General features: G+C 49.7%; 10 protein-coding genes. All 10 read left to right on the forward strand.

The features are described from left to right. The first annotated feature begins 199 nt into the window (after positions 1-199). The 10 genes from D3H35_RS28775 to D3H35_RS28820 all read left to right on the forward strand — a co-directional run bounded on the left by D3H35_RS28775 (position 200) and on the right by D3H35_RS28820 (position 12,201). A complete protein-coding gene (locus D3H35_RS28775; RefSeq protein ID WP_119152520.1) occupies positions 200-1,954 on the forward strand; it encodes a sensor histidine kinase in 1,755 nt (584 codons plus the stop codon). Positions 1,955-1,958: 4 nt separating this feature from the next. After that, a complete protein-coding gene (locus tag D3H35_RS28780; protein WP_119152521.1) occupies positions 1,959-3,551 on the forward strand; it encodes a helix-turn-helix domain-containing protein in 1,593 nt (530 codons plus the stop codon). A 145-nt stretch (positions 3,552-3,696) separates the two neighbouring features. Next, positions 3,697-5,193, forward strand: coding sequence for an ABC transporter substrate-binding protein (locus tag D3H35_RS28785; protein ID WP_199728642.1), 1,497 nt, complete (start codon positions 3,697-3,699; stop codon positions 5,191-5,193). A gap of 84 nt (positions 5,194-5,277) precedes the next feature. Further along, the gene (locus D3H35_RS28790) at positions 5,278-6,207 is read left to right on the forward strand and encodes an ABC transporter permease (RefSeq protein ID WP_119152523.1); all 930 of its coding nucleotides are present in this window, start codon (positions 5,278-5,280) and stop codon (positions 6,205-6,207) included. A 20-nt stretch (positions 6,208-6,227) separates the two neighbouring features. Beyond that, a complete protein-coding gene (locus D3H35_RS28795; protein WP_119152524.1) occupies positions 6,228-7,118 on the forward strand; it encodes a carbohydrate ABC transporter permease in 891 nt (296 codons plus the stop codon). Between the two features lie 42 nt (positions 7,119-7,160). Next, the gene (locus tag D3H35_RS28800) at positions 7,161-8,141 is read left to right on the forward strand and encodes an aldose 1-epimerase (protein ID WP_119152525.1); all 981 of its coding nucleotides are present in this window, start codon (positions 7,161-7,163) and stop codon (positions 8,139-8,141) included. Positions 8,142-8,174: 33 nt separating this feature from the next. Further along, the gene (locus D3H35_RS28805; protein WP_119152526.1) at positions 8,175-9,281 is read left to right on the forward strand and encodes a Gfo/Idh/MocA family protein; all 1,107 of its coding nucleotides are present in this window, start codon (positions 8,175-8,177) and stop codon (positions 9,279-9,281) included. 38 nt (positions 9,282-9,319) lie between these two features. Further along, complete coding sequence (locus tag D3H35_RS28810; RefSeq protein ID WP_119152527.1) at positions 9,320-10,222, forward strand: sugar phosphate isomerase/epimerase family protein; 903 nt, start codon at positions 9,320-9,322, stop codon at positions 10,220-10,222. A gap of 43 nt (positions 10,223-10,265) precedes the next feature. After that, positions 10,266-11,369, forward strand: a complete 1,104-nt coding sequence (locus tag D3H35_RS28815) for a Gfo/Idh/MocA family protein (RefSeq protein WP_147355978.1) — start codon at positions 10,266-10,268, stop codon at positions 11,367-11,369. A 19-nt stretch (positions 11,370-11,388) separates the two neighbouring features. After that, entirely contained in the window at positions 11,389-12,201 is an 813-nt protein-coding gene (locus tag D3H35_RS28820; protein WP_119152529.1) for a sugar phosphate isomerase/epimerase family protein, read from the forward strand. Positions 12,202-12,225: the final 24 nt, after the last annotated feature.

The raw sequence follows: 12,225 nt of genomic DNA on the forward strand, positions 1-12,225 counted from the left end.
CTTTTATCGAGACAAGAGCTTGCATCGTTTTATGTTGACTTGATGACTCAATGGTAGAAAAACTTAACTAATAAGGTGAACAATTTATGACTTGTATTAGTCATTCACACATAATAGAATAAACGTGTGCCCGAGCACACTGGTGAACGTAAAAGATCTGGTGGAACGAGGCTTCGGATAGGAAAGGGGTTGTATCGATATGCTCCATTTGCAGGACATTCGACGATCATCCATCCGGATGAAGATGCTGGCTGGCTTGTTCTTGATCGTCATACCGCTCATCGGTTTTATCATTTACTCGAATGTATATGCGATCGAAGTCGTACGCAATCAGGTCGCCAAGTCCAGCAAAGACCTCCTGTCCCTGTACCGAGACCAACTCGATGCCCGGTTAAAGGAAGTCGACAATTATCTCACTGGCATTATGCTTGATCCGGACTTGTCAAATCTGGAATTTGTGTCAAGCCCGGACCAGCGTCTTATATCGAAGCAGCAGATTTACACAAACCTTTCCAACGCCATATTTCGGTATCCGCTGCTGGACGGGCTATTTGTTTACATCCCTTCCGATGATCATTTTCTATATTCATTCACAAGTCAGTCCACCATGAACGACCGCATGTATATGAAATCATTAATATCGGAGACCGTAAGCCAAAACCGAGTCAGCGGGAACCAAAAAGACTGGTTTATTCAGAAAAACGGCGATCAGGTGTATATTGTACGTTATTTGATGTTGAATAATACTTCCATCGTCGGGGCGTGGTTCAATGCCCGTTCCTTACAAACGCCGCTCGATTTGCTGGGCATTGGAGAGCAGGGAGCGACCCTGCTTGGCGATGATCACGGAAGCGCAATCACTGACTCGGAATTTATCCGTGAAAATGGCGTCGTGATCAGACCTGAGGCATCATCCTACTATTTGACGGGAACGAAGCGACGGTTTATAGCTGTCGGTGAACGTTCGCATGAGGGCGATTTCAGCCTGTATGCTTTTATTCCGGAAAACAGAATTCTGCAGCATTTGCCAACGCTAAAAATGATTTCTTACTTTCTTCCTTTTGCTTCGATCGTCATTCTTCTGCTTGGCTTGCTTTTCCTACGGAACAGTCTGTTGGTTCCGTTGAATCGGTTGCTCAAAGCTATGAACCGGATTAAGCAGGGCAATTTGGATATGCAAATTAAACAGGAAGCTACGTCCATGGAATTCCAAATGGTCAACGATACGTTCAATAACATGATGGAACAAATTAAAAATTTACGGATAAGCGTATATGAAGAACAGTTGAATAAGCAGAAAGCGGAGCTCCAACATTTGCAACTGCAAATCAAGCCTCATTTCTTCATTAATACACTCAATATGATGCATGTGATGGCCCGAATGAAAGATGTGGTGCGTATGGAGGAGATGTCGCTCTGCTTGATCCGATACTTTCGCTATATGTTCCAAAGCAATCTGAGTTTTGTTTCCTTAAAGGAAGAGTTGCAGCATGTCAGAAATTATTTGCGCATTCAGGAAATGCGCTATCCCGATTTGTTGAAGTATGAGATCCAGGCGCCTGACTTTCTAATGGGCACACCTGTTCCACCCCTTGTCGTTCACACTCTTGTAGAAAACGCAATCAAGCATGCCGTTACCCTTAACGATCCGGTCTGGATATACATTGATTTGGAGATGATGGAGCCGCCAGATTCCGGCTTGCTGATTCAGGTTCGGGATACCGGCCCTGGTTTCAGGGAGGGCGTGATCCAGCAGGTTGTTAATAACCAGCGGATCTTCGATGAAGAAGGGGAGCATATCGGCATTTGGAATTTGAAGCAGCGTCTAAAGCTGCTTTACGAAGATCAAGCCGTTGTCGTGCTCAAGAACTTGCAGCCGAATGGAGCCAGCGTTGAAATCACGCTCCCATTCTCGCCATCTTCAAGGACGAATTCGAGTGGAGGGAGGGGTTAATCCAATGTTGAGCCTACTAATCGTGGATGATGAAAAGCTGCTCACCGAATCGCTGAAAGAGGATATCGACTGGGCGAAGCTTGGAATCGGATCGGTCTATACAGCCTATAACTCGCATCAGGCGAAGCAAATGTTCGAGCGGGCTTCCATTGATCTGATGCTATGCGATATCGAGATGCCGCAGGGGAACGGACTTGAGCTTCTTGCATGGGTGAAAGAGCATTACCCGTTGACGGAATCGGTGTTCATGACCTGCCATGCCGAGTTTAAACTGGCGCAACGCGCGATGCAGCTCGGCAGCTTTGACTATTTGCTCAAGCCGGTACCAGCGGATGAGTTATGTCAGGTGGTAGGCAAAATAGCCAATAAAATCAAAAAGGATAACGAAATCAAGCAATACAGCCGGATCGGTCAATACTGGTCCCGCCATCAGCCTTTGCTTGCGGAACGATTCTGGATGGACATCATTAACCATACGATTCCTTCCAGCCTGGACCTGATCCAGAAAGAGGCCTCGGAACGGAGCATTACGTTTGACGTTAACTTGCGTATTGTTCCGCTTTTAATAGTCATCAAACGATATCACAAAACCTTTTCGCCGCGCGATGAGAAGATCATCGAATATGCTCTTAAAAACAGCAGCGAGGAGCTGCTCGGCCTCCAAGGCAATGGACTGCTGTTCCGGCTGGAAGACAGAAAGCTGTTGGCGCTAATCCCGATTGAACAAGACGCTCCGGAGCTTCGGGAAGCGTTAAGGGAACGCGGGAGCGTTTTGATTTCTTCGGTGGCCGATTACTTTTACTGCGACGTATCGATTTACGTAGGCAACGAGGTGTACAGTCATGAACTTAGCGAAGCGGTTCGCTGGCTCACGGATTGGGACAAGAGCAATGTCGCCGTAACCAATAAAGTATTTATTTGGGTCGACAGAAACTATAGACAGGAGCTTGTCGACTTTCCAGACATGAACCTTTGGTCCGTCATGCTGAAAGAGGGGCGCGGAAACGATGTGATGGCGCAAGCGGAAACATTCCTGAATAGTTTGATCGGCTCGGCTCATATTAACGCAGAGATCCTGTACCGGTTCCATCATAATTTTCTGCAGATGGTGTTTTATGTGTTGAAGCTTAACGGCATCGACGCGCATTTGCTTTTTGATAACCATGCGTCCGCAGATTTGTTCCAGCATGCGGTTCGTTCCGTGACCGATATGATCGACTGGATGAAGCATACGATAAGCAAGTCGTTGGAATATGCCGGCACCGTTCAGCAATCGGAATCGTTCATGGTACGTGTGAACGCATACGTGACACAGAATTTGGAGAACGACGGCTTGACTCGGGAGGATGTGGCCAGCCATGTTTTTCTGAACCCGGATTATTTGGATCGGCTTTGCAAAAAAGAGACCGGGTGCTCGGTAACCGAGTATATCGCGAGGATGCGAATGCAACTGGCCAAAGAGCTGCTTCTCAAGACGAATATGCCGGTAGGAACGATTGCCGCGCAAGTCGGGTATTCCAACTTGGCTCATTTCTCACGGAAGTTCAAGCGGTTTGAGGGAACAAATCCAAATGCTTTTCGCAAGCTTTTGACTTGAAAGATCGCGAACGGAAGATCAGGAGTCGATTTCGTCCAAGTCGAATGTCGAAAATGGAGTAGTGGACCGTTTTGCCCCTTAGTAAAATAAAATCAGATTCAAGCCGGATTTGAATCTAATCAAAAGGAATACAGGGGGAATAAGGGTGAAAAGAAAAGCGGGTTGGACTAGTCTGATGCTTGCTTTAACGCTCGCGCTCAGTGCGTGCTCAAGCGGCAAAACGGAAAACGCAGAAAATGGAAGCGCTTCCGGCGAAAAGCCTTACGAAGTCGTGTATGCATATCCGACATTCGACAATGTGCCGCCGGATATTCAACAGGTGCAAGATGAAATCAATAAAATATCCAAAGCAAAAATTAATGTTACGGTTAAATTGATGCCGATCAGCAGCAGCGCTTTTCTGAACCAGATCAACCTGATGATGTCCGGCGGCGAGAAATTGGACATGATGGCGATGTTTAATTACAGCACACAGGTTTCCAAAGGCGTGCTGTACCCGATGGGTAACATCATGGAACAGAACGCGCAGGGCATTATCGACGCGCTCGGTCCGGACTACTACAATGCGACCAAAGTCAACGGTATAAGCTATGGGGTGCCGAGCATCCGCGACTTGGCGCAGGACTACGGGTTTGTAGTGCGCAAAGATTTGGTCGACAAATATAAAATCGACCTCAGCCAGATTAAAACGTTCGATGATTTGGGGAACGTATTTAAGGTTATCAAAGAGAACGAGCCTGGCATGGTAGCTGCCACAAACCAAACCAACGATTCGATTCTCGGGTCCTACGAGCTGGATGATCCTCTCGGAAACGATTTGGGATCTTTGCTCAACAACGGTCAGGATGACTTGAAAGTGGTTAACTGGTTCGCTTCGGAAGAGTATGAGCATATGCTCCGCAAGCTCCGCGAGTGGTACTTGGCAGGCTACTTGCTTAAGGATGCGGCAACGAATCCGGAATCGAACGCGGCGGTTGTCAAATCAGGCAAAGCTGCAGGGTATTTCTCTCAGATGAAGCCCGGTTTTGAAGCTCAGGAAAGCCGTGTGAACGGTGCGGAGATGGTTGCCGTTCGAACGCTTCCGCCAGTGGCCAAGACGGATACCGTGACGAACGTCACCATCGGAATTTCCGCCCAGTCGAAAAATCCGGAAAAAACGCTGCAGTTCCTGAATTTAATGTACACGGATAAAGATATCGTCAACTTGTTGGATTGGGGAATCGAAGGCAAACATTATGTAAAAGTAGAAGGCCAAGACAACGTAATCAAATATCCGGACGGCATTACCGCCCAAAACGTAGGCTACAAAAACTATAGCTGGATGCATGGAAATCAGTTCCTGTCCTATGTATTTGAAGGAGACGACCCGGACGTTTATAAAGAGCTCGACGCCTTTAATAAATCTGCCAACAAGTCCAAAGCGCTCGGCTTTACCTTCAACGGAGAATCGGTCAAGACGGAAATTGCCGCTTGTACCGCAGTGCTCACTCAATACCAAAGAGTGTTGCAGAGCGGCGCGGTCGATGTCGATAAAGTGCTTCCCGATTTTCTTAAGAAGCTGAGTGACGCGGGGATCGATAAAATCATCGCGGAGAAGCAAAAACAACTCGATGCATGGGCCGCCGCTAACGGAAAAAAATAGGGTGAGTCGCGATCCAATCGGCCAAACCGGTCGATTGGATCGCAACTTCAGCCCGAATGAATAACGGAAAGGACGTGTCGTTGCATGAGACTTCTCATCGGCAGAGCGAGGAAACCGTTCACTAAATATGCTCCGCTTACGGTGCTGATGCTACCCGGTCTGGCCTATCTGCTGATTAATAATTACTTGCCTATGCTCGGAATCTTTATTGCATTCAAAAACATCAATTTTACCAAGGGGATTCTAGGAAGCGATTGGGCGGGTTTCAAAAATTTCGAGTATCTCTTCAAGACTAGCGATGCGTACCTCATTACGAGAAATACCATTTTGTACAATGCGGTCTTTATGATTGTCGGAACGATACTGGCGATTGCTTTTGCGATTCTGCTGAACGAAATTACCAAGAAAATCGCCTCCCGGTTTTTTCAAAGCGTTATCGTGCTGCCGCACCTGATTTCATTCGTTGTCGTTGGCTATCTGGCCTATGCCGCTTTCAGCATGGACACGGGCTTTATGAATAAAACGATCCTTCCCATGTTCGGGATTGACGAAATTTCCTGGTATACAGAGCCCAAATATTGGCCTTATATTTTGACCTTGGTCCATCTGTGGAAATCGATTGGATTTTCCTGCATCATATACCTCGCATCGATTATAAGCATTGATTCGGAATATTACGAGGCCGCAACACTGGACGGCGCGTCCAAATGGGCGCAAATCCGCAAAATTACGATCCCGCTCATAACGCCGGTTATCACGATGCTGACACTCCTTGGAATCGGACGCATGTTTTATTCCGATTTCGGACTGTTCTTCCAGGTTCCCATGAGCAGCGGTGCGATCTCGGACACGACCAATGTCATTGACACGTATGTGTACAGGGGCTTGATGGTAACTGGAGATATGGGCATGGCGTCGGCCGCAGGTGTCTATCAGTCCATCGTAGGCTTCATTCTCGTCCTTGTTGCCAATTACGTGGTGCGTAAAATCAATCGGGAGAACGCGTTGTTCTAAGATCGAAAGAGGTGGTCAAAATGGCACTCGAAAACAAATCGTTGAAATGGCTTGCTTATTTCGTACTTGGTTCTTTTTCTCTGGCATGCATCGTGCCCTTTGTTTTGCTGATTGTTTCCTCACTCAGCAGCGAAGCGAGCATCATTCAGAAGGGCTATACGTTTTTTCCCGAAGCCTTCAGTTTGAAAGCCTACGATTATTTGTGGCTGCATCATTTGGAGCTCGGACGTGCATACGGCATTACGGTGTTGATTACGGTTGTCGGCACGGTGGTAAGCTTGGCTATAACATCGATGTTGGCCTACCCCTTGTCGCGGAGGGATATGCCGCTTCGAAATTTTTGGACCTTCCTTGTATTCTTTACCTTGCTGTTTAACGGCGGACTTGTTCCGACGTACTTGGTTTATACGCAAATTTTTGATATCAAGAATACGATTTTCGGGCTGCTCGTGCCCGGGCTGCTAATGAATGGCTTTAATGTGCTTCTTGTCCGAACCTTCTTTCTGACTTCCATTCCCCCAGCATTAATCGAGGCGGCGAGCATCGATGGGGCGGGAGAAATCAGAATTTTCTATCGAATCGTACTTCCTTTATCGTTGCCTATTATGGCGACCATAGGATTGTTTCAGGCGATCGGTTATTGGAACGATTGGTTTAACGGCTTGATCTATTTGACCGATTCCCGGTTGTTCGGCATTCAGACGATTCTGACGAAGATGATTATGGACATCCAGTTTTTGACCAGCAACAGCAACGCTGCCGGTTCGGGGGCCGGGCAAGCGGTTGCCGAAATTCCAGGCACCTCCGTGCGTATGGCGATTGCGGCGATCGGCGTATTGCCGATTCTGATCGCTTATCCGTTCTTTCAAAAATATTTCGTAAAAGGGATCACCATCGGTGCCGTAAAGTAACCGTCGGTTCGAGCCGTATCGGTTGCGAGGGGAGGATGTACAATGAGCCGATATTCGGCCACAATACGCGAGCACGATGGATTTAAAATAGTCTCGTTAATGGATTCCGGTGCGGATGCCGAAGCGACCATCGTTGCGGACGCAGGATCCAATCTGATCCGCTTCCGGCAACAAGGCTGCGAGGTGCTTTCTCATCCGGATTCACTCGCCGAACTTAAGGGCAACGGGCGTTCCAAGTACGGAACTCCGATTCTGTTTCCGCCCAATCGCGTCAAGAAAGGGATTATCAAGTTCAAGGGGAGAGAATACAAGCTTCCGCTGAACGAACCGCCGGAGTATCACCTTCACGGCGAGCTGTCATCGCGCCCATGGGAAATTATTGCAACGGGAGTGTCGGATAAGGACGGCGCATTTGCAATCACACGTTTCCGTTTTGCCGATCATCCGGACATTATGAACTATTTTCCGCATTCGTTGGTTTTTACGATGACCTATAAACTATCGGATGGGAAAATGTTTGTTGAAGGAGCAATCGCCAACGAGGGACCGGACGAAGCCCCGTTTGCATTTGGGCTTCATCCTTACTTTAATCTCCCGTTCCGCTCCCACAGCGCCATTTCGCTTCAAGTGCCGGCTTCCGTGGAATGGCCCGTGTCGAATCAAGCGTTCGTCATCGGCGAGCCGTCGATAACGGCATTATGCCGCGAGTTGCGGAACGGAATTACTCTCAATGATTTTCCGCAGCTTGGCGTAGCGCTGGTGGAGCTGGATCCCGCCGGAGACCGGACGTGTAAAATTGTCGTAAACGATGAGGCAAAAAGATACACGATTGCCTACCGAATGGACGAAAGCTTTCCGTATGTCGTCTTATTCCGACCGGATTGGTCCGACGCATTTTCGCTGGAGCCTTACACCTATGTAACGGACGCGTTTAATTTGGATTATGCGTATGAACGTACGGGGGCAAGGGGAATACGATCAGCCGAAACCATTTCGTTTGCGACAAGCCTATGGGTGGAGTGAAACTAGACCAGATGAGAAGGAGGTAAGAGAAACGTGAATGTGAGCCTGGATTATAACATCGAGCCCGAGCTGCCTAATCGCAAAGACTTCCGGATTGGTTGTATCGGCTCGGGCTTCATTATGAGGGATTGTCACCTTGTCGCATACCGCGACGCCGGATTCAATCCGTACGCCATCAGTTCTCGCACGCCGGCTAACGCGCGCGAAGTCGCCGAGCAGCGGGGAATCTCCCGTGTGTACGACACGTGGCAAGAGCTCGTGGCCGACCCGCAAGTGGAAATTCTGGATATCGCCATCCCTCCGGATCGGCAGCTCGAGATTGTGAGAGCAGCAGTAACGCAGAAGCATATCAAGGGTATTCTGTGCCAAAAGCCGCTAGCGATGAACAGCAAGGAAGCACGCCAAATCGTCACTCTTTGCGAAGAAGCGGGCGTCAAGCTTGCCGTCAACTCCAATATGCGCTACGACCAGTCGATGCGTGCGCTCAAGACGATTTTGGAGAGAGGCTATCTTGGGGAGCCGGTATTAGCCACGATTGAAATGCGCGCCATTCCGCACTGGCAGGAGTTTCTGCGCAAGTACGACCAACTGGAGATGCTGAATATGGGCATTCATCATATCGACATCTTCCGTTATCTGTTTGGCGATCCGGAACGGGTTACGGCGCTGGCCAGACGCGATCCGCACACGACCTTCCCGCATCTGGACGGGATCACCCAGTACACCTTTCAGTACGCGAATGAGCTGATGGCGACAAGCCTTGACGATGTCTGGGCATGGCCAGGGGAAGGTACCGAGAAAGACATCTATATCAAGTGGCGAGTCGAAGGCTTGGACGGGATGGCGCAAGGAACGATCGGGTGGCCCGATTATCCGAACCGCACTCCGAGTACGCTGGCGTTCACGACCAAACACGCGCCAGGCGAATGGATTCGTCCTGCGTGGGATGCCGTATGGTTTCCGGATGCGTTCCAGGGGACGATGGCCCAACTTCTGCGGGCGGTGGAAACGGATGCCGAGCCGGAAATCGGGGGACGGGACAATCTGCGAACGATGGCTCTCGTCGACGCATGTTATCGATCGCTGCGGGAACAACGTACAGTCGAATTTGCATATGAGCTTGCGCTTATCGGCACTTGATTCATCGAGACAGCCCACAATAAAGGAGGAATCGACACATGCTTTCTGTAGGTATATTTAACGGATATTACCCCTATTCGTTGGAAGAGTCCATCGCACGCATCAAAAAAGACGGGTTCAGCTGCGTGCAGCTCGATCTTACGTTCAAAGGGATGGATTTGTCTCCGGAGGCGATCACCATAGAGAAGTGCCGGCAAATCCGGGACGCGTTCCGCGATGCCAATCTTCCGATTGTAGCCGTCTCCGGCTATACCAATATCATTCATCCGGATAAGAAGAAGCGAGAGCAGAACTTACACGGTCTCAAAACCGTTCTGAAATTCGCTCGCGAACTGGGTTCGCCTTACGTTGTCAGCGAAACGGGCACATACAACATGGATAGCGACTGGGTGTGGGACGAGCGGAACGGAACGGAGGAAGCCTACGAAGAAACAGCGGGGATCATCGAGGATTTGGCAAAATTCGCATACGACCACGGCTCCGTATTTCTGGTTGAAAACTATGTCAATAATGTGATCGGCTCGGTGGAACGGCTGACCAGACTGTTTGGAGACATCAACCACCCCGGTCTCGGCTTGCTGATGGATCCTACTAACTACTTCACGGATAGCAACATTGGAAGCGTGGATAAGGAGATCAACCGCATCTTTGACACGCTGGGACCGAGAATCAAGCTTGCCCATGCGAAGGACTGCAAGCCTGCGGAAGACACTTCGGAGAAGCATGCGGATATCGACGCTACCGAAGCGCATTCGTTCCGCGGTGCCGGTGCTGTAGAGCTTCCGGCGCCAGGGCTCGGCATACTGAACTATGACCTGTACTTGCAGCGCCTGTACAAGCTTCATCCTAACGTCCCGATCATTATTGAACATCTGGACGAGACGGACATTCCGCGCGCCAAGCGTTTCCTTGACGGCAAGCTTAAGGAAATCGGCTGCTAAACGTTCAAGCCCAAATGATAAATAACAATAGGAGTGAGCAGCTGTGACACAAAAAATAATGATTATTGGGGCCGGCACGATTTCCAGGCATCATGCGGAAGCATTCAAAAAGCTTTCCAAGCCCGAAGAGGCCGAACTATACGTAACGGATCTGAACGAACAAGCGCTCCAGGATTTCTGCACTCAATATCCGAAGGCTCGGCCATGCAAGGATGTCGACGAAATGCTGGCGCTTCCCGTTGACGATAAGGATATCGTAATAGTGGCAACGCCGCCTCGCACTCATCATGATTTAGCCGTAAAGGCGCTCCGTTCGGGCAGGCATGTGCTTTGCGAGAAGCCGTTTGCCATGAATCGCGAAGAAGCGGAGGACATGGTGCGGACGGCTGAAGAGCTCGGCCTTCTTATCGCTTGCTGCAGTGCGCGTTTTCTCGATGTGGAAACGACGGGGCACGCTATCCAACTGCTTCGGAACGGAGCGCTTGGGAATGTGTACCGTGTAGAGTTTGTTCACAAAGCGAGAAGATCCCGGCCTGGGGTTGAGCATTTGCCTGCCCTAAGATGGTTCCTGAACCGGGCTGTCAGCGGGGGCGGTTGCCTAATGGACTGGGGCCCCTATGATTTTACAACCTTGAATGAAGTTCTCGAACCTACCCGTATTGACGTGCTGTCTGCCTGGATGGCCAATCCGGAGACGGCGCTTGCAGAAGACATAAAAGTGTTTGATATAGAAGAGCATGTAGGGGCCGCCCTTCGCTATCATAGAAAGGACGGCAGCACCGTAATTGTCGAATATGAGCGAGCAGCCTGCACGCACGGAAAAGAATATGCCAACGTTCAACTGGAAGGTACGCAAGGCGCTGCTTACTGGGACTGGCTCTGTTATTCGGGCGATGGCAACATTACGCGCGTCTATGACGAGGATGGAAAGGCGAAAGAGGAGACGACTTCCTACTCGGCTTCGCCCTCGATGTTGACATTGATGGACAAGCCTCTCGTGTTCTTCGATCGGACGATCAGGGGCCAGGACGCGCCATCTGTCGTGAACCGCAAAGCTTTATTCAACTTCGCGATCATTGATGCTATTTACGCTTGCATCCGAACGGGAGCTGCCCAGACAATCGACTTGGATTCGACAAACAACTAAGGACTGAGGGAGATAATCAATGAACAGTAAAGGATACTCATCGGCTCATTACGGCTTCTTGCATGAATACGAGCGTTTGAACGGCACCTCTATTCCGATGGAGGTATTGGTGAGAAAAATCGCGGAATCGGGGGTAAGAGCGTTCGAGAGCGATCCTACGGATGAGCTTGTTTCCTTGGCAAAGGAACATGGCCTTCACATATCTGCCGCGTACATCGGCTTGAATCTCCATGAAACCGCCGATTCGCTCCAACTGGACAATAAGCTGCTGCCGCTGCTTGAGCGCATGGCTCGTCATGAAGTTCCTACCCTTCTGCTGAACGCCGATCCCAAAGGGGGATGGTCTTCGCCGGAAGTAAAGACGGAGGACGAGTTAAAGCAACAAGGGGAAAATATTGCTCGGGTCGATCAAATAGCCAAGGCGCATGGCATCGAATGCTGCTTTCACAATCACGGCGCAACCAAACCGCTCGCCGAAGGCGATCTGCGATCGGTAACGGAATTCGACGGAAAAGAGGTCAAGCTGTGCATAGATACGGGATGGGCCCATGTCGCAGGGTATGATCCGATAGAGTGGATCCGCACTTATTCAGACCGAGTAAGCGCCGTTCATCTGCGTAATCAACGAGGTCCTGTTCCTTCGGTCCAGTTCGATGAAGGGGAACTGAATGCCGCTCAGCTGCTGTCGGCGTTGCGTGAAATCGGTTATTCCGGCTGGTTGACGTTTGAACTGTACCATATGGCTGAGACAATGTCCGCCTTGAGCGTAGCGGAAGCGACCAAACGGTCGGCTGCTTTTGTCGAAAACTTTTATCGGAATCATCACGCTTGAAGAAGCCCGCAATGTGTGCGATTA

Source organism: Cohnella faecalis, assembly GCF_003570905.1.
Lineage (GTDB): Bacteria > Bacillota > Bacilli > Paenibacillales > Paenibacillaceae > Cohnella > Cohnella faecalis.